This is a genomic window from Streptomyces lanatus (genome assembly GCF_014655715.1).
Classification (GTDB): Bacteria; Actinomycetota; Actinomycetes; order Streptomycetales; family Streptomycetaceae; genus Streptomyces; species Streptomyces lanatus.
Map to the genome: position 1 here is coordinate 31285 of NZ_BNBM01000022.1, position 22604 is coordinate 53888.

Sequence of the window (22604 nt, forward strand, 5' to 3'; positions counted from 1 at the left end):
AGCGTACCGGGCATCACTTCTCGAACCGATAGCCCATCCCCGGCTCCGTGACGAAGTGCTTGGGGTGCGACGGGTCGGCCTCCAGCTTTCTGCGCAGCTGGGCCATGTAGACCCGCAGATAGTTGGTCTCCGTCCCGTATGACGGCCCCCACACCTCCTGCAGCAGCTGCCGCTGGCTGACGAGACGTCCCGTATTGCGGACCAGCACCTCCAGCAGATGCCACTCCGTGGGGGTGAGCCGTACGTCCTTCCCGCCCCTGTTGACCTTCTTCGCGGCCAGGTCGACGGTGAACTCCTCGGTCTCCACCATCACGTCGTCCTCGCCGCCCCCGGTGGGTTCGGCCCTGCGGACGGCGGCGCGCAGCCGGGCCAGCAGTTCGTCCATGCCGAAGGGCTTGGTGACGTAGTCGTCGGCGCCCGCGTCGAGGGCCTCGACCTTCTCGTCGGAGGTGTGCCGGGCGGACAGCACCAGGATCGGCACCCGGGTCCAGCCGCGCAGTCCGCGGATCACCTCGACGCCGTCCATGTCGGGCAGACCGAGGTCGAGGACGACCACGTCGGGGTGGCGGGTGGCGGCGAGTTCGAGGGCGGTGGCCCCGTCGTGGGCCGCGTCGACCTCGTACTTGCGGGCCTTGAGGTTGATCACGAGGGCGCGCACGATCTGCGGCTCGTCGTCGATCACCAGTACCCGGGTCATGTGGTCTGCCTTTCTGGTTCCACGGGGTGCTCCACTGGCACGCCCCGCTCTTCGAGAAGCTCCGCGCGCGACCCCGCCGCCCGCAGAGTGAGCACCATGGTGAGTCCGCCGCCGGGGGTGTCCTCGGCGTTGAGCGTGCCGCCCATGGCCTCGGCGAACCCGCGCGCGACGGCCAGGCCGAGTCCTACGCCCGCCCCGCGCGGGGCGTCGCCGTAGCGCTGGAAGGGCGCGAAGATGCGTTCCTTGGCCTCGTCCGGGACGCCGGGCCCCCGGTCGACCACCCGGGCCTCGACCCGGTCGGCGATGGCGCTGGCGGACACCAGGACCTTGCTGCCGTCGGGGCTGTACTTGACGGCGTTCTCGACCAGGTTGGCCACCGACCGCTCCAGCAGCCCCGGGTCCACGGCGACCATGGGCAGCGTCTCCGGGATGTCCAGCTCCACGCTGCCCTCAGGCACCCCGCCCAGCGCCATCGGCACCACCTCGTCCAGGTCGATCTCCCTGATCAGGGGGGTGACGGTGCCGGTCTGGAGGCGGGACATGTCGAGCAGGTTCCCGACCAGGTGGTCGAGCCGGTCGGCACCCGCCTCGATGCCCTCCAGCAGTTCGGCCTCATCCTCCTCGGACCACGCCACGTCGTCCGACCGCAGGGAGGTGACAGATGCCTTGATGCCGGCGAGAGGCGTACGGAGGTCGTGGCTCACGGCGGCCAGCAGCGCCGTACGGATCCGGTTGCCCTCGGCGAGTTCCTTGGCCTGGTCGGCCTCGCGCTGGAGGCGCTGGCGGTCCAGTACGACCGCGGCCTGGGCGGCGAAGGCGGCGAGCACCCGGCGGTCCTCGGCGGGCAGCACCCGGCCCGTCAGGGCGAGGGCCATGTGGTCGCCGACCGGGACGTCGACGTCCGCGTCCTCGGGCCGTGCGGGGGCCGCTCCGACGCCCACCCGGCCCGCGCAGGTCCAGGGCTCGACGTCGCTCTCCCGCTCCAGCAGCGCCGCCGACTCCATGCCGAAGGTCTCGCGGACGCGCTCCAGGAGCTCCTCCAGGCCGGTCTCGCCGCGCAGGACATTGCCGGCGAGGAAGGACAGGATCTCGGACTCGGCGCGCAGCCGGGCCGCCTGGTGGGTGCGGCGGGCCGCCAGGTCCACCACGGAGGCCACCGACACCGCCACGAAGACGAAGATCACGAGGGCGAGGAGGTTCTTGGGATCCGCGATCGTGACGCGGTGCAGCGGTGGCGTGAAGAACCAGTTCAGCAGCGTCGAACCGACCGCCGCCGAGGCGAGCGCGGGGTAGAGCCCGCCGAGCAGGGCCGACGCCACCGTCAGGGTCAGGAACAGCAGCATGTCGTTCGCGAGCCCGAGGTCGGCGTCGACGTGTGTCAGCAGCAGGGTGAGCAGCGCCGGGCCGCCAACGCCGATGAGCCAGCCGGCCAGGATCCGGGACCGGCCTAGGCGCGCTCCCCGGGCCACGGGCAGTCCGCGGCCCTTCGCGACCTCCTCGTGGGTGACGATGTGCACATCGAGGTCGGGTCCGGACTCGCGGGCGACCGTGGCGCCGACGCCGGGTCCGAAGACGTACTGCCAGGTCCGGCGGCGGGAGGAGCCGAGCACTATCTGGGTGGCGTTCACCCCGCGTGCGAAGGCGAGCAGCGCGGCCGGGATGTCGTCGCCGACGACATGGTGGAAGGTGCCCCCGAGGTCCTCGACGAGGGTGCGCTGGACGGCGAGTTCCTTGGGCGAGGCTGACGTCAGCCCGTCGCTGCGCGCTATGTAGACGGCGAGCACCTCACCGCCCGCGCCCTTCTCCGCGAGCCGCGCGGCCCGCCGGATGAGCGTGCGCCCCTCCGGGCCGCCGGTCAGCCCGACGACGATCCGCTCCCGCGAGCCCCAGATCTTCGACACCCGGTGATCACTGCGGTACTGCTTCAGATACTCGTCGACCCGGTCCGCCACCCACAGCAGCGCCAGCTCACGCAGGGCGGTGAGGTTGCCGGGGCGGAAGTAGTTCGACAGCGCCGCGTCGACCTTGTCCGGCTGGTAGATGTTGCCGTGCGCCATGCGCCGCCGCAGCGCCTGGGGCGACATGTCGACAAGCTCGATCTGATCGGCCCGGCGCACCACCTCGTCGGGCACGGTCTCCTGCTGCCGCACGCCGGTGATGGACTCGACGACATCCCCGAGGGACTCCAGATGCTGGATGTTGACGGTCGATATGACGTCGACGCCGGCGGCGAGCAACTCCTCGACGTCCTGCCAGCGCTTGGCGTTGCGCGAGCCGGGGATGTTGGTGTGGGCGAGCTCGTCGACCAGGGCGACCTGCGGACGCCGCGCCAGGACGGCGTCGACGTCCATCTCGGTGAAGGCGCTCCCCCGGTACGCCAGCTCCCTGCGCCGTATCTGCTCCAGGCCGTGGAGCATCACCTCGGTGCGCGCCCGGCCGTGGTGCTCCACGAAGGCGACGACGCAGTCGGTGCCCCGCTCCACACGGCGGTGCGCCTCGGACAGCATCGCGTACGTCTTGCCGACGCCCGGTGCCGCACCGAGGTAGATCCGAAGCTTGCCGCGTCCCATGGTCCCCATTGTGTTCCGGTCCGTACTGCCTACGCAGCGTTGACCTTACGGCCAATATTCGCGACAAATGGGGCCGGGTGCGGTGGCGGGGACGTCTTTGACGCAACTCTGACGCCCCCGCCGTCATTAGGTCTCAGTTCGGGTTGTCACCGTGCGTAAGGGTCTCCCAGGCCACGAAGAGGTTGTTGGAGCCGGCCGGGCGGCCACGCTCGGTGAGGGTCTGGGTGTTGGTCATCGCGATGCCTAGGCGGTTGTGCAGGGCGTTGTAGCCGACCTCGGTGACCGGTCCGAGGCCGAGCTTGAGCGAGCCGCCGCACAGCCAGCTCGGGGCGGCCGTGCCCAGCTGGTACTTCGCCTGGAACCCGAGCGCCTGCCGCAGCCGCTCGCCGACGTCGGTGCCGTAGAGGTCCTGGCCCTGGATGCGGCCGGTCTCGGCGACATGGGAGATCGCTGAGATGCCGTAGCCGGTGTGGGTGAAGTCGCGGCAGGTCTCCTGGGTGAGACCGGTGACGAAGGTGCCCTGTCCCTGCCAGTACTTGACGATCTTGTCCCGGGTGTCGAGGTTCTGGCTCGGCACGGTCTTCGGCAGATCACCGTCGGAGGACAGATAGACATAGGCGGCGGTACGGGTGCGGAACTTCGCCATGGCCTTGTCGTACGACGCCTTGTCCTCCAGGAAGACGGAGATCCCTACGGCGGCCTCCATCATCGACAGCTCCCAGTTGCCGTTGGAGTTCGAGCCGTTGATGATCTCCGGCAGGTAGACGTTGCGCAGCATGGTGGCGAAGCGGCCGGAGTTCGGCCAGCTCCCGGTGTACGTGTACTTGATGATCTCGGCGGCCTTGGGCCAGGAGGAACCGGCCCAGCCCGTCTGGAGGGGCGCGTTGCTGTTGGTGTGGTCCTTGATCACCGCGGACCAGGCGTCCATCAGCTCGATGGCCTTCTTCGCGTGCCGCTCGTCGCGCGTGATGTACCAGGCGAGGGCCTGCGTGTAGGCGGCTATCGCGTCCTCGCGTTCGTCGGTGCAGCCGTAGTTGGGGTTCGAGTAGGAGCCGCACTCGACGACCGCGCGGGGCTTGGGCGTGCGGTTCAGTGCGGCGTACTTGCTCCCCATCATCTGGTCGTAGGCACCCGTCCAGGGCTGGGCGCCGGCGTTGACCTTGGAGCGGGTGAAGTCCAACTGGGCCTTGGAGACGGTGACTCCGGGGTGGGCGAAGGTGGCGGGCGCGCCGTCGGCGGGCCAGGCGAGGACACCGGCCACGAGGGCGGCGGCGGTCGCGAGGAGAGCGGTTCTGCGCATGCGTGGGGGGCCTTCCGTTCTCGTATATGAACGCGAAGCGCCTTTATGAACAGACGCGTTGGCCGGAGACGGTAGGTACAGACCAATGCGCCGTCAAGAGTTCACGCACGAGAAAGGGCCGCACCCACAAGGGGTACGGCCCTGATGTCGCTGTGATGCTCAGCGGACCTCGGTGATCTCCGGTCCGCGCTGGAGCTGGCCCATGCCGCCGGAGAAGCGCGATCCGGCCTCCTCCTGCTGGACACCCTCGGGGACCATCTGGGCGTCGTTCGGCAGCTGCAGGACGATCGGGTCGCGCGGGGCCATCGGACCCTCGCCACGGACCACGACCGTGTCCCGGAAGATCTGCTCGAGGAGCCCGGCCGCCTGCGGCTGCACCGCGCCCTGGCCCGAGATCACACCGCGCAGGAACCAGCGCGGACCGTCCACACCGACGAACCGCACGACCTGGAATCCGCCCGTGCCGTCCGGCAGTTGTACCGGCACCTGGGCCCGCAGCTCCCAGCCGAGCGGGCCCTCGACCTCGTCGATGATGCCACCCTGCTGGGTGATGCCGGAGCCGATCTCCTCGCGCACCTCGCTCCAGATGCCCTCGCGCTTGGGCGCTGCGAAGGCCTGCAGCTGGATGGCGCTGTCGCGCAGCACGACCGTCGCCGCGACGATCGCGTCGCCCGCGACCTCCACGCGCAGTTCCATGCCGTCGACGCCGGGCACGAGCATGCCGCCCAGGTCCACCCGGCCCTCGCCGGGCTCACGGACCTCGGCGCTGTCCCACGGTCCGTCGGGCCGCGGTTCCGGCTCGAGCCGTACGCGCTCACGCGTGCCGTCGTCGTCCGCCTCAGAGTCGATGTCGACGACCTGCTCGGGCTCGCCGGCCGCGTCCTCGGCGGCACCCTTCTTGTTGCGACGTCCGAACACGTCACTGTCCTTCCCGGTCGGATACGACCGAAGCGTATCGATTCCCACCCGCCCGGCCGCCGTCGGCGGCCTGACCGTCTGTATCGCTTGTGCCGCCCACCGCGGCATGACCCCCGGTGGACCCGAAGCCCCCCTCGGCCCGTGCCGAGTCGGGAAGCTCCGCGACCTCCTGGAAGCGAACCCTCTCGACCTGCTGGACGACCAGTTGGGCAATCCGGTCGAAGCGCTCGAACCGCACGGTCTCATGCGGGTCGAGATTCACCACGATCACCTTGATCTCCCCACGGTACCCGGCATCAACCGTCCCTGGGGCATTCACCAGGGCGACACCGAGACGGGCGGCGAGACCGGAACGCGGGTGCACGAAGGCCGCGTACCCCTCCGGGAGGGCGATCGACACCCCCGTGGGCAGAACGGCCCGCTCGCCCGGCTTCAGTTCACGGCTCTCGGTGGTGCGCAGATCGGCCCCCGCGTCGCCGGGGTGCGCATACGTCGGAAGCGGTACGTCCGCGTCGACGCGCCGGATCGCCACGTTCAGGGGGTCACGGCTCACGGGTTCACCTCGAAGGCACGGGCCCGCCGCGCCTGGTCCGGGTCGTTCATGGCGGCCCGGATCTCCTCCGGGCGGCCGTTGTCGATGAAGTGGTCGACCTTCACCTCGATGAAGAGGGCGTCCGCACGCACGGCGACGGGCCCCTCGGGGCCGCCGATCCGGCCGGTGGCGGTGGAGTAGATCTTGCGGCCCGCGACCGCGGTCACCTCGGCCTCCAGGTTCAGCACCGTGCCGACCGGGACCGGGCGCACGAAGTCGGTCTCCAGGCGTCCGGTCACGGCGATGGTCCGCAGCAGCCAGTTGAGCGAGCCGAGGGTCTCGTCGAGGGCGGTGGCGAGCACGCCGCCGTGCGCGAGACCGGGCGCTCCCTGATGGGCGGGCTGCACGGTGAACTCGGCGGTGATGCTCACGCCGTCCCCGGCCCGCGCCTGAAGATGCAGCCCGTGGGGTTGCTCGCCGCCACAGCCGAAACACTCGCCGTAGTGCGCGCCGAGAAGCTCACCGGGAGCGGGAGCATCCGGATGCCGCACCGGTTTCACGGCGTCGGCCGGGGGCTCTAGAGCTGCGGAAGTACCTCTCACAGCCGCAGACCTTACCCGCCCGCCCGTCTCCCACCGCCGCCCTGCCTGACGGCGCTTCGCGCCGCCCCCCCTGACAATGGTCGGAACCGGACACCGTGCCAAGCTTGGCTCCATGCAGCTCTCCGCCGCCCCGTACGAAGAACGCCTGACGGCCCCCCGCTCCTGGTGGCTGATCTCGTTCCTGGTCGGACTCTCCCTGGCCCTGATCCTTCTGCCGTTCGGCACGCTGCCCATGCTCGCGGGCCTGGCCGGCGGCACCGCCTCGGCGGCCGTGGCGGCCAGTTCGTACGGTTCCATCCGCATCCGCGTGGTGGGCGAATCGCTGATCGCGGGCGAGGCGAAGGTCCCGGTGCGGGCGCTGGGCGAGGCACACGTGCTGGACCCGGAGGAGGCCCGCGCCTGGCGCACCTACAAGGCCGACACCCGGGCCTTCCTGCTGCTGCGCGCCTACATCCCCACGGCTCTGCGCGTGGAGGTCACGGATCCCGAGGACCCCACTCCGTACCTGTATCTGTCGACGCGGGAGCCGGAGCGTCTGGCGGAGGCGATCCGGGCCGCCAAGGCCTCGGCGTAGCACACAAGATCGGGCTTTCACCGGCCCGGTCAAGATTTCCCCTCCCGACGGCAAAAACTCGGCCTCGGCACGCCGAACGGCCGATGCGGGGTCGTCGAGCACGGGCTTCGCGCCCCTGAGAGCGGGATCTCAGCCGCCCCCGAGCTCCTTGCGCCAGTGGCTGCGCGCGGAGTCGTCCATCGGCAGCGGCTCGGCCGGGCGCTCCAGCGCCGGCAGCTCCGCCAACTCCTCCCACGGCACCTGGATCTTGCGCAGGTCGGCGCGGATGCGTGCCGCGAGCTTCTTGGTGTCCCTGCGGTTCATGACCGCACCGACGGCGGCGCCCACCAGGAAGGGCATCAGGTTCGGCAGATTGCGCACCATGCGCTTCATGATCTGCTGCCGCAGCTCACGCTTCATCTGCCCGCCGAGAGCTGCGTTGACCGTCACGGGCTTCATCGGGTCGATGCCGCGCTCCTCGGTCCACGAGGACAGATACGCGGTGCTGCGCGCACGCAGACTGCCGGGCGGGCGTACGCCGTAGACCTCGTGCAGTTCGGCGATCAGCTTCATCTCGATCGCCGCCACACCGGTGATCTCGGCGGCCAGCTCGGTCGGCATCGCGGGCGGTACCGGCAGCATCGCCGCCGCGCCCACGCCGGCCCCGACCGTGGAGCTCGCGTTCGCCGCGCCCGCCACGAGCTTGTCCGCGAGCTGCTCGGGCCCTAGGCCGGGGAACTGCCGGCGAAGGGTCGCGAGGTCACGTACGGGGATACGCGGGGCGATCTCGATGATCCGGTCGGCGAGGTGCCCGAGGCCCGCTCTGGCGGCGCTGCCGCCCTTACGGGCGCCTTCTCTGGCCCTCTCACGGATCACCGCGACCCTGCGCCTCGCGACGGGTGCGGGAACCTCGACCGTCGCCGGGAGGTCAGCCCCGGACATCGGTTCGAGCGAGGCTCCCTCACTTGATGAGCCCCGCTCGTCGTCACGCACGCCGTACGGGCCGTCGGACGGCCCTGAGTCCGCTTTCCGCTTACGGAAGCGGCGCTTCCGAGGAGAGGTCGAGCCAGTCATGCCCGACCCTGCCTCAGTCGCAGTCGCGGCAGATCGGCTGACCGTTCTTCTCCCGGGCCAGCTGGCTGCGGTGGTGCACCAGGAAGCAGCTCATGCAGGTGAACTCGTCCTGCTGCTTGGGCAGCACCCGGACGGCCAGTTCCTCATTGGAGAGGTCTGCGCCGGGCAGCTCCAGGCCTTCGGCGGCCTCGAACTCGTCGACGTCCACTGCGGAGGTCGACTTGTCGTTCCGCCTGGCCTTCAGCTCTTCAAGGCTGTCCGAGTCGACGTCGTCGTCGGTCTTGCGTGGGGTGTCGTAATCCGTTGCCATGTCGCTCTCCCCCTCTGGGTGTCTGCGGTGTCTCCAGCGCACGTAACGCGTGAGAGGCCGGACTTGTGCCCGACCCGAGGCGGAGATTTTGCCTCACATCAAGGTCTGTTACTCAATCGACACCCAACCGAACTCCTCAAGAGTGATCGGCTTGGATGGCGAACGGGACCGTACACGGTCCTAATGCCGCAGTTCAAAGGCGTCTCACCGTGTACTTCCCGTGATCAAGACCCCCGAAAACCCGGATTTTCCCGGCTTTCCGGCAGGCCACATGATCACGGAGAGTAGATGGCCGGAAATTCGCCCTTGTGATCGATCACACACGGGAACGCTCACTGAGTGCCCTGAAAATTCCGCGCAAAGCGAACATCCCCGTAGTGGCGGCAGGTGTCGGCGCACATGGTCTCAGACCGGAAGGGTCACCCGCATCACGAGGCCTCCTCCCTCACGCGGTTGCGCCGCGATATGCCCGCCGTGCGCCCGCACCACGGACCGCACGATGGACAGCCCGAGGCCGACGCCCTTGTCGCTGCCCGTGCGCTCCGTACGCAGCCGTCGGAACGGCTCGAAGAGATTGTCGATCTCGTACGCCGGCACCACCGGCCCGGTGTTGGAGACGACCAGGACCGCCTGTCCGTGCTCGACCTCGGTGATGACCTCGACCCAGCCGGCCTGCGGGACGTTGTACCGCACGGCGTTCTGCACCAGGTTCAGGGCGATGCGCTCCAGCAGGACGCCGTTGCCCTGGACCACCGCGGGCTTCTGCTCGCCGCGGATCACCACGCCCTTGGCCTCCGCCTCGGCGTGCACCTGGTCGACGGCCTGCTCGGCGACCTCGGCGAGGTCGACCGGTTTGCGCTCGACGATCTGGTTGTCGCTGCGGGCGAGCAGCAGCAGGCCCTCCACGAGCTGCTCACTGCGCTCATTGGTGGCCAGCAGCGTCTTGCCGAGCTGCTGGAGCTCCATCGGCGCGTTCGGGTCGGAGAGGTGCACCTCGAGCAGCGTGCGGTTGATCGCGAGCGGTGTTCTCAGCTCGTGCGAGGCATTGCCGACGAAGCGCTGCTGGGCGGTGAAGGCCCGCTGCAGGCGCTCCAGCATCTCGTCGAAGGTGTCGGCCAGTTCCTTCAGCTCGTCGTCCGGACCGTCCAGCTCGATACGGCGGGACAGATCCGAGCCCGCCACCGCGCGGGCGGTGCGGGTGATCCGGCCCAGCGGCGAGAGCACCCGTCCGGCCATGGCGTACCCGAAGGCGAAGGCGATGATCGCGAGGCCGAGGAGGGCGAGGAGGGAGCGGCTGAGGAGGTCGTCCAGGGCGACCGCGCGCTGGTCGGCCTCGCACTGCTTGAGGACCTGGTTGAGCTCGCTGTTGGTGTTCGCCGCATCCAGCTGGGGACAGGTCGTGCTGGTGATGTCTATGTTCGTGCCGGTCACCTGGAACGACTGGCCGCTGCCCTCATGGAGGGCCTGCGCCGCCAGCAGATAGATGATCGACAACAGCAGGATCCCGGCGATCAGGAACATGCCGCCGTACAGCAGCGTGAGCCTTATGCGGATGGTCGGGCGCAGCCACGGGAAGGGCGGCTCCGCCCGGCGGGGGTCCCAGGTGGGCTTGGGGGGCGCCTGAGGAGGCGCGGGGGTCGCGGCCATGGTCGATCAGATCCGGTAGCCGGAGCCGGGCACGGTGACGATCACCGGCGGTTCGCCCAGCTTGCGGCGCAGCGTCATGACGGTCACCCGCACCACGTTGGTGAACGGGTCGGTGTTCTCGTCCCAGGCCTTCTCCAGGAGCTGCTCGGCCGAGACGACCGCGCCCTCGCTGCGCATCAGCACCTCAAGGACGGCGAACTCCTTGGGCGCGAGCTGCACCTCCTTGCCGTCCCGGAAGACCTCGCGGCGGTTGGGGTCCAGCTTGATGCCGGCACGCTCCAGGACGGGCGGCAGGGGCACGCTCGTACGGCGGCCGAGGGCACGCACGCGTGCCGTCAGCTCGCTGAAGGCGAAGGGCTTGGGGAGGTAGTCGTCGGCGCCGATCTCCAGTCCCTCGACGCGGTCGCTGACGTCGCCGGAGGCCGTGAGCATCAGCACGCGGGTGGGCATGCCCAGCTCGACGATCTTGCGGCAGACGTCGTCGCCGTGGACGAGGGGGAGGTCGCGGTCGAGGACGACCACGTCGTAGTCGTTGACGCCGATGCGCTCCAGGGCGGCCGCACCGTCGTACACGACGTCGACGGCCATGGCCTCCCGGCGCAGTCCGGTGGCCACCGCATCGGCGAGCAGTTGCTCGTCCTCGACGACGAGTACGCGCACGTCGCTTGTCCTTCCTGTGTCCACCCGCGTAGCGCTTGGTCTCGCGCCGCGGGCAGGGGTCCTGGTCGGGTGTCCTGGCCAGAGGCCATGACTGGGTGTCTTGGCCTCCATCCTGCCCTTTTCGGCCATAAGTCGGCGGTAAGACGGTTGAGGGGGACCTTCGACACGGGTGTGAGGCCCGGGAATGCGAGATTTTCTCGATGGGTTGAGGTTTCCGTGGAAGGGAGCGGGGGGAGGACGGCATGTACACCCCGCGATCACGCTCTGCTTGTACCGCACCACCATGCGGTACGAAGCAATCCGCTTTCCGCAGAGCGGGTGCGGGTGTCCGGCACCGTCGCCGCCCGGCGCGGGCAGCGCTGGGCACCCACCGGAGACGTGATCGCCCCTTCCGAACGGCACACCCCCGTGCCATCGACCCACGACCCAGGACGAGGGGGCGCAGCATGGACGCATTCACCGCAGGACTTCTGCAGCGCATAAAGGCGACCGAGTCCGACCTGACGCGGGCGCTTGACGAGGGCGACGAGTTTCTCGTCGAGGTGGAGCAGGGCGAGCTCGACGACCTGCGCCGCCTCGCCGCCGAGCATGGTGTGGAAGTCGGCGCGACCAGCGTCTGACCGGCTTGCAGGCAAGACAGCGGGCCCCCGGCGAATCCAGCGCCGGGGGCCCGCTGCTGTCCGTATCCGTCGTGCGTCAGTCGTGCCAGGCGCCGAAGTCCTCCAGAAGCTGCTGGAGGGGCTCGAAGACGCCCGGCGTGGCAGCCACCGTCAGGTCGCGTGACGGCCGCTCCCCGGGCCGCCCACCGGTCAGCGCGCCCGCTTCCCTGGCGATCAGGTCGCCCGCGGCGAAGTCCCAGGCGTTGAGCCCTCGCTCGTAGTAGCCGTCCAGGCGGCCCGCGGCCAGGTCGCACAGGTCGATGGCGGCCGATCCGCCGCGGCGGATGTCACGGAGCAGCGGGATCAGACGCCGGGCGACCTCTGCCTGGTGGGTGCGGACCTCGGTGACGTAGTTGAACCCGGTCGAGACCAGGGACTGCTCCAGCGGCGCCGTGGGACGGCAGGTGAGCCTGCGCTCGCCGTCCCAGGACCCACGCGCCCAGGCGCCGGCGCCCCGCACCGCGTGGAACGTCTCGCCGCGCATGGGCACCGCCACGACCCCGACCACCGTCTCGCCGTCCTGCTCGGCGGCGATGGAGACGGACCAGGTCGGCAGTCCGTAGAGGTAGTTGACCGTGCCGTCGAGGGGGTCGATCACCCAGCGGACGCCGCTGGTGCCCTCGATGGAGGCGCCCTCCTCGCCGAGGAAGCCGTCGTCGGGGCGCTGCTCGGAGATCAGGTCCGTGATCAGCTTCTCGGCCGCGATGTCCATCTCGGTGACCACGTCGATCGGGCTCGACTTGGTCGCCGCGACGGCCAGGTCGGCCGGGCGGCCGTCGCGCAGGAGCTCGCCCGCGCGACGGGCCGCGTCCTGGGCCAGGGTGAGCAGGTCCGTGTGCGGGGCGTCGGTCACGGGGCTCCTCATGCGTAGGGGCTGTCGGCGCCCGCTGCGGCGGGCTTGGGGGCGCGGGACGGGCAGCAGCCGACCGGGCAGAGGTTGTGGCTCGCGCCGAGCGCGCCGAGGGCGCAGGGCGTGACCTCCTCCGCGCGCTCCACGGCGGCGCGCTCCAGGACGAGGTCGCGGATGGCGGCGGCGAAACGCGGGTCGTCCCCGACGGTGGCCGAGCGGCGCATGGGCAGGCCCAGCTCCTCCGCCTTGTCCTTGGCCTCGGTGTCGAGGTCGTAGAGGACCTCCATGTGGTCGGAGACGAACCCGATGGGGGCGATCACCACCGCGGGGACGCCCGCCTCGTGCCGCTCCTCGAGGTGGTCGCAGATGTCGGGCTCCAGCCACGGGATGTGCGGGGCGCCGGAGCGGGACTGGTAGACGAGCTGCCAGGGGTGGTCGACGCCGGTGCGCTCGCGGACGGCGTCGGCGATCAGCCGGGCCACGTCCAGGTGCTCGGCGACGTACGCGCCGCCGTCCCCGTGCTCCTCGACCGGGCCGGAGCTGTCGGCGGCGGCGGTCGGGATGGAGTGCGTGGAGAAGGCGATGTGCGCGCCCGCGCGGGCCTCCTCGGGCAGCTCGGCGAGGGAGCGGAGCACCCCGTCGATCATGGGCTCAAGGAAGCCGGGGTGGTTGTAGTAGTGCCGCAGCTTGTCGATCTTCGGCAGTTCCAGGCCCTCGGCCTCCAGCGCGGCGAGCGACTCGGCGAGGTTCTCGCGGTACTGACGGCAGCCCGAGTAGGAGGCGTAGGCGCTGGTGGCGAGGACGAGGATGCGGCGATGGCCGTCGGCGACCATCTCGCGCAGCGTGTCCGTCAGATACGGCGCCCAATTGCGGTTGCCCCAGTAGATCGGCAGATCCAGGCCGTGCTCGGCGAAGTCCTTGCGCAGGGCGTCGAGCAGGGCGCGGTTCTGGTCGTTGATGGGGCTGACGCCGCCGAACAGGAAGTAGTGCTCGCCGACTTCCTTCAGGCGTTCGGTGGGGATGCCCCGCCCTCGGGTGACGTTCTCCAGGAACGGGATCACGTCGTCCGGGCCCTCGGGGCCGCCGAAGGAGAGCAGGAGCAGGGCGTCGTAGGGGTGGGCATCGCGCGCTTCTGGCATGGGTCGATCCTGTCATCCGGTGCTGACAGCCGGGAAACGGCGGGGTGACCGCCCGGGTTCCCCGTTAGTCCGAACGAGTGCATTAGGGTCGCCTGACTCGTAAGCTGTCTCGGCTGGCGACACGCCTTACCGCGCGCTCCAGAGCCTCACTCGTCCACGTCTGCTTCCGCCTGACCGGAGACCCCCGTGCCCAGCCCCTACCGCGCCCTGTTCGCCGCCCCAGGCAGCAAGGCCTTCTCCGCCGCGGGTCTCCTCGGCCGGATGCCGCTGTCGATGATGGGCATCGGCGTGGTGACCATGGTGTCGCAGCTGACCGGGCGGTACGGCCTGGCCGGTGCCCTGTCGGCCACCATCGCGCTCTCCGCCGCGGTGGCGGGGCCTCAGGTCTCGCGGATGGTCGACCAGTACGGGCAGCGCAGGGTGCTCCGCCCGGCGACGCTGATCTCGCTCGCGGCGGGCGCCCTGCTGCTGTTCGCGGCGCACTACGCGTGGCCGGACTGGGTGCTGTTCGTGGCCTGTGTCGGCATCGGGTGCGTGCCGAGCCTCGGCGCGATGATCCGGGCCCGCTGGGCCGCGCTGTACCGGGGGACGCCCCAGCTGCACACCGCGTACTCCTTCGAGTCCGTGATCGACGAGGTGTGCTTCATCTTCGGGCCGATCATCTCGATCGGGCTGTCCACGGCGTGGTTCCCGGAGGCCGGGCCGCTGCTGGCCGGCTGCTTCCTGGCGGCCGGTGTCTTCTGGCTGACCGCGCAGCGCTCCACCGAACCCGCGCCGCATCCACGCGAGAAGCAGGGCGGCGCCTCGGCTCTTCGCGCCCCGGGACTCCAGGTCCTGGTGGCCACCTTCGTGGCGACCGGCGCGATCTTCGGTGCCGTCGACGTGGTCACCGTGGCCTTCGCGGACGAGCAGGGCCACAAGGGCGCCGCGAGCGTGGTCCTCGCGCTGTACGCGGCGGGCTCCTGCGGGGCGGGCCTCGTCTTCGGGCTGTTGCGCTTCAAGGGGGCGCCCGAACGTCGTTGGCTGCTGGGCATATGCGCCATGGCCGTGAGTATGATCCCCCTCCTACTGGTCGGAAACTTGCCGTTTCTGGCCGTGGCGCTGTTCGTTGCGGGCATGGCCGTCGCTCCCACGATGATCACCACCATGTCCCTGATCGAAGAGCACGTACCACGCGCGCAATTGACCGAGGGCATGACCTGGGTGAGCACCGGGCTCGCGGTCGGGGTCGCGCTCGGCTCCTCCATGGCCGGCTGGATGATCGACGCGGCCGGCGCGGACGCCGGGTACGGGGTTCCGGCGGTGTCCGGGGCCGTCGCGGTCGCGGTCGGTTTCCTGGGGTACCGCCGGCTCAGCAGGCCGGCTCCGCGTCGGGAGGGCACCGTTGAGCAGCACAGCGAGCGGGAAGAACGGCACGTGGCGTAACTGGGGCGGCAATGTCGCCGCCCGGCCCGCGCGGGAGGTCACTCCGGCGTCCGTGGAGGAGCTGGCCGCGGCGATAGGCCGGGCCGCCGAGGACGGCCTGAAGGTGAAGGCGGTCGGCAGCGGGCACTCCTTCACCTCCATAGCCGCGACCGACGGTGTGCTGATCCGCCCTCAACTGCTGACCGGCATACGCACCGTCGACCGCGAGGCCATGACCGTCACGGTCGAGGCCGGCACCCCGCTCAAGAGACTCAACATGGCCCTGGCGCGCGAGGGCCTGTCGCTCACCAACATGGGCGACATCATGGAGCAGACGGTCTCCGGCGCCACCAGCACCGGCACCCACGGCACGGGCCGTGACTCGGCCTCGATCGCCGCCCAGATCAAGGGACTGGAGCTGGTCACCGCCGACGGCTCGGTGCTCACCTGTTCCGAGAAGGAGAACCCCGAGGTCTTCGCGGCGGCACGGATCGGCCTCGGCGCCCTGGGCGTCGTCACCGCGATCACCTTCGCCGTGGAGCCCGTCTTCCTGCTCTCCGCGCGGGAGGAGCCGATGCCCTTCGCGCGCGTGCTGGCCGAGTTCGACGAACTGTGGGCCGAGAACGAGCACTTCGAGTTCTACTGGTTCCCGCACACCGGCAGCACCAACACCAAGCGCAACAACCGCAGCGCCGGCCCCGAGAAGCCGGTGGGGCAGCTCGCGGGCTGGTTCGAGGACGAGTTGCTCTCCAACGGCGTCTTCCAGGTGGCCCAGTGGGTCGGCCGCGCGGCCCCCGCCACGATCCCCGCCATCGCCCGGATCTCCAGCAAGGCGCTGTCCGCGCGGGCCTACACCGACATCCCCTACAAGGTCTTCACATCACCGCGCCGGGTGCGCTTCGTGGAGATGGAGTACGCCCTTCCGCGCGAGGGCGTCGTCGAGGCGCTGCGTGAACTGAAGACCATGGTCGACCGCTCCGGCCTGCGGGTCAGCTTCCCTGTCGAGGTGCGCACCGCCCCGGCCGACGACATCACGCTGTCCACCGCCTCCGGTCGCGACACCGCGTACATCGCCGTCCATATGGCCAAGGGCACCCCGTACCAGCGCTACTTCACCGCCGCAGAGGGCATTTTCACGGCGCACGAGGGGCGCCCGCACTGGGGCAAGGTGCACACGCGCGACGCCGAGTACTTCTCTCACGTCTATCCGCGCTTCGGCGAGTTCACCGCGCTGCGCGACCGGCTCGACCCCGACCGTCTGTTCCAGAACGACTACCTGCGGAGGGTGTTGGGGACATAGCGTCCGACCGGCGCGAACCGGCTCCCGGACCCGGTCTCGGACCAACTCCCCACATTGGTTCCGTTTCTGACGTTTACGTGAAGTACGCCACGTTCAGAGGCCCGAACACCCATGGCTACGGCCGACTCAGGCCCCTTGCCAGAAGTTGGGCGGCGTGCCAATCCACGCACGTGGCCCAAATGGAGTACTGTGGCGAGCCCTGGGTCCGGTCTCCCGCCTGGGCATCCGTGGCCTTCAAGGACCGCCGGGAGGGGGCTAGTTGCACAGGGTGACGGAGTTCGTCACTTAGCGTTGCGAATAGGTAACCGTGCCATAACGGCGATCCAGGGCCCTGGCCCGACACGCCGGGCAACTCGGCAAGGTTGTGGCAGGCTGCACCCGGGCAGGCCACACTCGACTAGCGGAAGCAGCGACGCACGTGACGTCGGCAGGCACCACCCGGGAGGTCCCCATGCCCGAACTGCGTGTCGTGGCCGTCTCGAATGACGGCACACGGCTGGTGCTCAAGGCTGCCGACGCAACGGAGTACACCCTTCCTATTGACGAACGCCTGCGCGCAGCCGTGCGCGGCGACCGGCCACGCCTCGGCCAGATCGAGATCGAGGTGGAGAGCCATCTCCGCCCCCGCGACATCCAGGCGCGTATACGCGCTGGCGCCACCGCGGAAGAGGTCGCCCAGCTCGCGGGCATCCCCGTCGACCGCGTCCGGCGCTTCGAGGGCCCCGTCCTCGCCGAGCGCGCCTTCATGGCCGAGCGCGCCCGCAAGACACCCGTCCGCCGGCCCGGCGAGAACGCTGCGGGGCCCCAGCTCGGCGAGGCCGTGCAGGAGCGACTCCTGCTGCGCGGCGCCGACAAGGACACCGTGCAGTGGGACTCCTGGCGCCGCGACGACGGCACCTGGGAAGTGCTGCTGGTCTACATGGTGGCGGGCGAACCGCACTCGGCCAGCTGGACGTACGACCCGCCCCGGCGGCTCGTCCAGGCCGTGGACGACGAGGCGCGCTCGCTGATCGGTGAGTCCGACGACCTCGCCGCACCTGAGCCCAGCTTCCCGTTCGTGCCGCGCATCGCCCGGCTGCCCCGAGAGCGGTCGATGGACCGTGCCCTCGACACCGCGCGGCCGAGCCTGCCCGCGCAGGCCTCCGAGCCGGTGGAGGAGGTCGCGGAGGAGCGGGACTCGCTGACCAGCCTGCTGGAGGCGGTGCCCAGCTTCCGCGGCGACATGGTGGTCCCGGAGCGGCCCACCGAGCCCGAGGTGGAGGAACCGCCCGCCGAACCGGCCGAGGAGGAGCCTCCGGCGCCGGCCGCGTCGGCCGGCTCCGCCTACGCGGACGTCCTCATGCCCCGTTCGGTCGGCAGCCACCGCGACCGTCTCATCGGCGCCACGGACCGCCAGGCCGAGGCGGACGGCGTCCGTCCGGGCCGCCGCGCGGCCGTCCCGAGCTGGGACGAGATCGTGTTCGGCACACGCCGGAAGAAGCAGGAGTAGCAAGCGGTACGACGACGAGGGCCGCGCCGGGCAGTCGGCGCGGCCCTCGTCGTCGTACCGGCATCCCTCGCTATTGCGGGTCCGGGCCCACGGCCACCGGCCGGGACGGGTCCGAGGACCACTCCGACCACGAGCCGACGTACAGATCGGCGGAGATGCCCGCCACCGCAAGCGCCAGTACCTGGTGGGCGGCGGACACACCCGAGCCGCAGTACACACCGACCCGGGTGTCCCCGGAGGCGCCCAACGCCTTGAAGCGGGCGGTGAGTTCCTCGCCGGGGAGGAAGCGGCCGTCGGTGGCCACGTTCTCGTTGGTGGGGGCGGACAGGGCGCCCGGGATGTGGCCGCCGACCGGATCGATGGGCTCGACCTCGCCGCGGTACCGCTCCCCCGCTCGCGCGTCCAGCAGTACGCCCGACCGGGCGAGCGCCGCCGCGCCGTCGGCGTCGAGCAGGCCCGCCGCACCCGGCACCGGCTCGAAATCGCCCTCCGCCGGAGTCGGTACGGCCCGCTCCAGCGGGCCCTGCCAGACCGGCAGCCCGCCGTCGAGGACCCGGACATCGGGGTGCCCCGTCCAGCGCAGCAGCCACCACGCGCGGGCCGCCGCCCAGCCCTGCCCGCCGTCGTACACGACGACCGGCGTCCCGGACGACACCCCCGCCCGGCGCATCGCCGTACCGAATTCAGCCAAGTCGGGCAGCGGATGGCGGCCGTGCGCGCCGGGTGCGGAGGCCAGTTCGCGGTCCAGATCGACGTAGACCGCGCCGGGGATGTGCCCGGCCTCGTAGGCGGCCCGGCCGTCGAACGGTGGCTCGCCGGGCGTCTTGGCCAGCGTCAACTGCCAGCGGACGTCGAGCAGCACCGGCGGGTTCTCCCCCGTCAGCGCGCTCGCGAGGTCTGTCGCGGAGATGATGACGTTCATGGCCACCATCCTTGCGCACGGGGTGGCCGCAGCGGTCGGCTCCGGATACTCTCCCGCCGTACAGACCCGATCACGAGGCGTACGGGATCGGGCACATGCTGTACCGCCGATCGACATCCGTCGGCAATCGCACGGAAACGGGCGGTAAATCGCACACCGGGCATCCTCCGGTCACCGGCCTTCGTGCGGCGGCGCGCCCGAAGCGCGCCCGGCCATGGGTGGTGCGAGCATCGGCACGGGGTTCCGGACTGCGGAAGAAGACGCGGCCTCTGCGAGGGGCCGAGGAGAGAGTGACGATGACCGAGGCAAGGGGGTCGGCCGGCCAGAGCGGCACGACGCACGCCCGGCACACGCCCGGCACGCCCAGCTGGGTGAGCCTGATGGTGCACGGCCTGGCCGCGACCCAGGAGTTCTACGGGGCCCTGTTCGGCTGGGAGTTCCGGCCGGGCCCCCAGCAGCTCGGCCCCTATGTGCGGGCCCTGCTGGACGACCGTGACGTGGCCGGCATCGGCCGGCTGCCGCCCGACCGTCACCTCCCCATCGCCTGGACGCCCTACCTCGCCTCGGACGACGTGGACCTGACCGCCGAGACGGTACGGCTGTGCGGCGGCACCGTCGGCGTCGGCCCGCTGGACGCCGCCGAGGCCGGGCGGCTGGCGATCTGCTCCGACCCCTCCGGCGCCGTCTTCGGCCTCTGGCAGGCGGCGGCCCACCTCGGCACGGACATCACGGGCGTGCCCGGCACCCCAGCCTGGAACGAACTGCTGACCTTCGAGTCCGTGAACGTCGCCAAGTTCTACGAGACGGTGTTCGGCTACGAGGAGGCGGCGCAGGTCTCCACCGACGTCGACCACGTCACCCTGAACATCGACGGTCGGCCGGTCGCCGGTATCCAGGGCGTCGGCAACTCCCTGCCGCGCGACCGGGGTCCGCACTGGATGACGTACTTCGAGGTCGCCGACACGGACGAGACGCTGGCCCAGGTCGTGCAGCTCGGCGGCCATGTGCTGCGGGCCGCGCACGACAGCGCCCACGGCCGGGTGGCGACGGTGGCGGACCCGGAGGGGGCCCGGTTCTCGCTGATCCAGGATCCGCGCTGATACGGAGGGCGCGGCTCAGGCCTGGTGGACCGGCAGGACGTCCGGGGACAGTGCCGCCGCCCTCGCGCCGGCCGCCGTCATCCGGCGCTGATGGTGGCGGCGGCAGAGGACCTCGTAGCCCACGGCGTCCGCCTGGTTGACGTCGCCGACGACCACCTGGGCGCCCTCGACGACCATCTCGCCGCCTATGGTGCGGGCGTTGTGCGTGGCGCGGGCGCCGCACCAGCACAGGGCCTCCACCTGGAGCACCTCGATCCGGTCGGCGAGTTCCATCAGGCGCTGAGAGCCGGGGAACAGCTTGGTGCGGAAGTCGGTCGTGATGCCGAAGGCGTAGACGTCGAGGCCCAGGTCGTCGACGACGCGCGCGAGTTGGTCGATCTGGTCCGGGGCGAGGAACTGGGCCTCGTCGGCGATGGCGTAGTCGGCGCGGCCGCCCCGGGAGAGATGGTCGACGACATAGCCGTACAGGTCCATGCCGTCCTCGACCTCCACCGCGTCCGTGACCAGGCCCAGCCGCGAGGAGAGCTTGCCCTCGCCCGCGCGGTCGTCACGGGTGAAGATGATGCCGGCGAGGCCACGTGCCGAACGGTTGTGCTCGATCTGGAGGGCCAGCGTCGACTTCCCGCAGTCCATGGTTCCGGAGAAGAACACCAGCTCGGGCATGTGGAGTTGAGCACCTTTCGGCGACGAAGGGGTTTGGGGAGGAGATTTCAGGAGCGTACTTCGAGCAGCGGGACGAGCTGCTCGACGGGGGTCATCGAGCCGTGGTTGCCGACCATCGCCGACTCCTTCGGCTCCCGCTCGGACGCGATGATCAGGACGTCGTCCCGGGCGGCGGCGACCACATCGCCGATGCGGTCGTACACCCGCTCGTCGATCCGCGGCCCGAACCAGCCCGCCTCGATCGCCTCGTCCCGGGAGGCCACCCAGAACTGCTCGCCGAGCACCTCGCGCCAGCAGGTCAGGACGTCGTTCGCGGCGCCGGGCACCGCGTAGATGTGCCGCGCCCGGCCCTCGCCGCCCAGCAGGGCGACGCCGGCGCGCAGCTCCCAGTCCGCGTCGAAGTCGATGCGGTGCTCGTCGTCGAAGGGCACGTCGATCATGCCGTGGTCGGCGGTGACATAGAGCGCGGTGCGCGGCGGGAGCTGCTCCGCGAGGCGCTGGACCAGCCGGTCGACGTACATGAGCTGGCCGCGCCAGGTGTCGGAGTCGACGCCGTAGCGGTGGCCGGCGCCGTCGAGTTCGGCGTAGTACGTGTAGACCAGGGAGCGGTCGCCGGCGGCCAGTTGCTCGGCCGCGAGGTCCATGCGCTCCTCGCCGGTGAGCCGTCCCAAAAACGTTCCGCCACTGAGTGCGACCTTGGTCAGCGGGGTGTTCTGGAAGGTGGGCGAGGACACCTGCGCCGCGTGCACACCCGCCCGGTGCGCCAGCTCGAAGACGGTGGGGTACGGCTGCCAGATGTGCGGCGGCGTCCAGGGGTTCCAGCGCAGCTGGTTCATCAGCTCGCCGGTCTCGGGGTTGCGCGCGGTGTATCCGGGCAGGCCGTGCGCGCCGGGCGGCAGGCCGGTGCCGACGGAGGCGAGGGAGGTCGCGGTGGTCGCCGGGTAGCCGGTGGTGAGCGGGCGACCGGTGCCGCCACGTGAGCTGCCGAGCAGCGAGGCCATGAAGGGCGCTTCCTCGGGGTGCGCCCTGAGCTGCTCCCAGCCGAGACCGTCGATCAGGAACACGCAGTTGCGGTCGGCGGCGGTCAGCTCGGTGATGGTGGCGGTCATGCCGGGTACGGCCATGCCCGCGGCCAGCGTGGGCAGGAGGTCGGCGAGCGAGCCGCTGCCGTACTCGGGGAGGGGCGCGGAAGTGACGGCAAGGGGTTCCGGATGGGGGTCCCAGGCGGTGGACTGCGTCATCAGCGCGCGATGTCCGCGGTCGCCTCGGAGAGGGCCTGCGCGAAGGCGAGCGCCTGGCGCACCGTCTCAGGACCGTCGCCGGCCTCGCTGACGCGCAGGCTGAGGTCGTCCGCCGTGGAGCTGCCCGTGTAGCCGTGGTCGGCCTCGCAGTTGGGGTCGCCGCAGGCGGCGGGCTCCAGGTCGATACGGGAGACGGCGCCCCAGCCGATGGTGAGGACGACCTCGCGGGGCAGCGTGCCCACCGTGTACTGCTCCGGGTTGGCGACGACGCGGCTGAGCACGACCGAGGAGATCCGGCCGAGCTTGACCGACTCCGTCGAGGTCGTGGCGTAGGGCGTCGGGGAGGTGCTGTCGGCGGCCTGCTCGTCGGTGTGGCTGACGATGAAGCGGTTACCGGTGAGGACGAGGACGGTCACATGTCGCCGCACCTCGTTCTGGTCGAACGTGGTCTCCTGGTGGACCAGGAACGACCGCATGGGCTCGCCGCCCACGGCGGCCTCCACCGCCTCGGCCACGAGGGCCGGGTAGTAGCCGCTGCGCTCGATCGCCGCTCGCAGCCCCTGGGTCGTCGTACTGGTCTTGGCCATGACGCCCATCCTAATCCCCGTGTAAGGACGGTCCGGGCCAGTCGAGAGCACCGGGGCCGTTCGAACAGCAGGGCCGTCATGCCTTCGCCCATCCGGGCCGTGGGGCCTTCCCGTAGAGCGGCGGACGGTTCTGGTCGTGGCGGCGGCTGCGAGGGCGCTGGACGGATGCCTTTGATCATCCAGGCCTCGATGCCTCACCACAGAGCGAGCGGCGTCCAGCGTCTTCGCGGCTGCCGCCACAGAGAGCTTGTCGGGCTCGTGGTCGCCGGGGTCGGATGCCTCAGCGCAACGTGGCCCTGACGCCCCTGAAGAGAGTGGTACCGACCGGCGTCCCGAGCCCGCCAAGCACTTGTCATCTGATCACTCGTTGGTGTTGGTGGTGCGAGC

General features: G+C 70.7%; 22 protein-coding genes. 6 read left to right on the forward strand and 16 right to left on the reverse strand.

What is annotated here, in order from left to right; translation table 11 throughout:
- Positions 1 to 13 precede the first annotated feature (13 nt).
- From IE325_RS39645 to IE325_RS39670, 6 genes are all read right to left on the reverse strand, one after another.
- Positions 14 to 697, reverse strand: coding sequence for a response regulator (locus IE325_RS39645; protein WP_190075038.1), 684 nt, complete (start codon positions 695 to 697; stop codon positions 14 to 16).
- Positions 694 to 3267: a DUF4118 domain-containing protein gene (locus tag IE325_RS39650; protein ID WP_190075039.1), complete on the reverse strand. Its 2574-nt coding sequence runs from the start codon at positions 3265 to 3267 to the stop codon at positions 694 to 696. The genes IE325_RS39645 and IE325_RS39650 overlap by 4 nt, the downstream gene beginning before the upstream one ends.
- A gap of 133 nt (positions 3268 to 3400) precedes the next feature.
- The gene (locus tag IE325_RS39655; protein WP_190075040.1) at positions 3401 to 4567 is read right to left on the reverse strand and encodes an alginate lyase family protein; all 1167 of its coding nucleotides are present in this window, start codon (positions 4565 to 4567) and stop codon (positions 3401 to 3403) included.
- A 159-nt stretch (positions 4568 to 4726) separates the two neighbouring features.
- Positions 4727 to 5485, reverse strand: coding sequence for a DUF3710 domain-containing protein (locus IE325_RS39660; protein WP_190075041.1), 759 nt, complete (start codon positions 5483 to 5485; stop codon positions 4727 to 4729).
- Position 5486: 1 nt separating this feature from the next.
- The gene (dut, locus tag IE325_RS39665; protein ID WP_190075042.1) at positions 5487 to 6038 is read right to left on the reverse strand and encodes a dUTP diphosphatase; all 552 of its coding nucleotides are present in this window, start codon (positions 6036 to 6038) and stop codon (positions 5487 to 5489) included.
- Positions 6035 to 6619 (reverse strand): PaaI family thioesterase, encoded by a 585-nt coding sequence (locus IE325_RS39670; RefSeq protein WP_190075043.1) that lies wholly within the window; start codon positions 6617 to 6619, stop codon positions 6035 to 6037. Before IE325_RS39670 ends, dut begins: the two co-directional genes overlap by 4 nt.
- Before the next feature lie 112 nt (positions 6620 to 6731).
- Here IE325_RS39670 and IE325_RS39675 point away from each other — a divergent pair, with 112 nt between their 5' ends.
- Positions 6732 to 7193: a DUF3093 domain-containing protein gene (locus tag IE325_RS39675; RefSeq protein ID WP_190075044.1), complete on the forward strand. Its 462-nt coding sequence runs from the start codon at positions 6732 to 6734 to the stop codon at positions 7191 to 7193.
- A gap of 129 nt (positions 7194 to 7322) precedes the next feature.
- Here IE325_RS39675 and IE325_RS39680 read toward each other — a convergent pair whose 3' ends face one another.
- The 4 genes from IE325_RS39680 to IE325_RS39695 all read right to left on the reverse strand — a co-directional run bounded on the left by IE325_RS39680 (position 7323) and on the right by IE325_RS39695 (position 10863).
- On the reverse strand, positions 7323 to 8246 hold the full coding sequence (locus IE325_RS39680) for a hypothetical protein (RefSeq protein ID WP_190075045.1): 924 nt from the start codon (positions 8244 to 8246) through the stop codon (positions 7323 to 7325).
- Positions 8247 to 8259: 13 nt separating this feature from the next.
- Positions 8260 to 8556 carry a DUF4193 domain-containing protein gene (locus IE325_RS39685; protein WP_005481602.1) on the reverse strand — a complete coding sequence of 99 codons (297 nt, stop codon included), beginning with the start codon at positions 8554 to 8556 and terminating at the stop codon, positions 8260 to 8262.
- Positions 8557 to 8961: 405 nt separating this feature from the next.
- On the reverse strand, positions 8962 to 10203 hold the full coding sequence (locus IE325_RS39690; RefSeq protein WP_190075046.1) for a sensor histidine kinase: 1242 nt from the start codon (positions 10201 to 10203) through the stop codon (positions 8962 to 8964).
- A gap of 6 nt (positions 10204 to 10209) precedes the next feature.
- The gene (locus IE325_RS39695) at positions 10210 to 10863 is read right to left on the reverse strand and encodes a response regulator transcription factor (protein ID WP_007385219.1); all 654 of its coding nucleotides are present in this window, start codon (positions 10861 to 10863) and stop codon (positions 10210 to 10212) included.
- A gap of 446 nt (positions 10864 to 11309) precedes the next feature.
- Here IE325_RS39695 and IE325_RS39700 point away from each other — a divergent pair, with 446 nt between their 5' ends.
- Complete coding sequence (locus IE325_RS39700) at positions 11310 to 11483, forward strand: hypothetical protein (RefSeq protein WP_190075047.1); 174 nt, start codon at positions 11310 to 11312, stop codon at positions 11481 to 11483.
- 76 nt (positions 11484 to 11559) lie between these two features.
- Here the strand turns inward: IE325_RS39700 and IE325_RS39705 are convergent, their stop codons facing one another.
- Both IE325_RS39705 and IE325_RS39710 read right to left on the reverse strand, forming a co-directional pair.
- Entirely contained in the window at positions 11560 to 12375 is an 816-nt protein-coding gene (locus IE325_RS39705) for an inositol monophosphatase family protein (RefSeq protein ID WP_190075048.1), read from the reverse strand.
- A gap of 8 nt (positions 12376 to 12383) precedes the next feature.
- Positions 12384 to 13511 carry a ferrochelatase gene (locus IE325_RS39710; RefSeq protein WP_190075049.1) on the reverse strand — a complete coding sequence of 376 codons (1128 nt, stop codon included), beginning with the start codon at positions 13509 to 13511 and terminating at the stop codon, positions 12384 to 12386.
- 186 nt (positions 13512 to 13697) lie between these two features.
- Between IE325_RS39710 and IE325_RS39715 the strand changes: the two genes are divergently transcribed.
- From IE325_RS39715 to sepH, 3 genes are all read left to right on the forward strand, one after another.
- Complete coding sequence (locus IE325_RS39715) at positions 13698 to 14936, forward strand: MFS transporter (protein WP_190075050.1); 1239 nt, start codon at positions 13698 to 13700, stop codon at positions 14934 to 14936.
- On the forward strand, positions 14896 to 16215 hold the full coding sequence (locus IE325_RS39720; RefSeq protein ID WP_190075051.1) for a D-arabinono-1,4-lactone oxidase: 1320 nt from the start codon (positions 14896 to 14898) through the stop codon (positions 16213 to 16215). The genes IE325_RS39715 and IE325_RS39720 overlap by 41 nt, the downstream gene beginning before the upstream one ends.
- A gap of 451 nt (positions 16216 to 16666) precedes the next feature.
- Positions 16667 to 17704, forward strand: coding sequence for a septation protein SepH (gene sepH, locus IE325_RS39725; protein ID WP_190075052.1), 1038 nt, complete (start codon positions 16667 to 16669; stop codon positions 17702 to 17704).
- Between the two features lie 70 nt (positions 17705 to 17774).
- Here sepH and IE325_RS39730 read toward each other — a convergent pair whose 3' ends face one another.
- Complete coding sequence (locus IE325_RS39730) at positions 17775 to 18626, reverse strand: sulfurtransferase (protein ID WP_190075053.1); 852 nt, start codon at positions 18624 to 18626, stop codon at positions 17775 to 17777.
- Positions 18627 to 18922: 296 nt separating this feature from the next.
- Here IE325_RS39730 and IE325_RS39735 point away from each other — a divergent pair, with 296 nt between their 5' ends.
- Complete coding sequence (locus IE325_RS39735; protein WP_190075054.1) at positions 18923 to 19726, forward strand: VOC family protein; 804 nt, start codon at positions 18923 to 18925, stop codon at positions 19724 to 19726.
- Positions 19727 to 19741: 15 nt separating this feature from the next.
- On the opposite strand, the gene IE325_RS39740 is transcribed toward IE325_RS39735, so the two are convergent.
- From IE325_RS39740 to IE325_RS39750, 3 genes are read right to left on the reverse strand one after another with little or no spacing between them, the layout of a single operon-like run.
- Positions 19742 to 20389: a thymidine kinase gene (locus IE325_RS39740; RefSeq protein ID WP_190075055.1), complete on the reverse strand. Its 648-nt coding sequence runs from the start codon at positions 20387 to 20389 to the stop codon at positions 19742 to 19744.
- 47 nt (positions 20390 to 20436) lie between these two features.
- Positions 20437 to 21630, reverse strand: coding sequence for an alkaline phosphatase family protein (locus tag IE325_RS39745; RefSeq protein ID WP_190075056.1), 1194 nt, complete (start codon positions 21628 to 21630; stop codon positions 20437 to 20439).
- A complete protein-coding gene (locus IE325_RS39750) occupies positions 21630 to 22217 on the reverse strand; it encodes a DUF5998 family protein (protein WP_190075057.1) in 588 nt (195 codons plus the stop codon). The genes IE325_RS39745 and IE325_RS39750 overlap by 1 nt, the downstream gene beginning before the upstream one ends.
- Between the last annotated feature and the right edge of the window lie 387 nt (positions 22218 to 22604).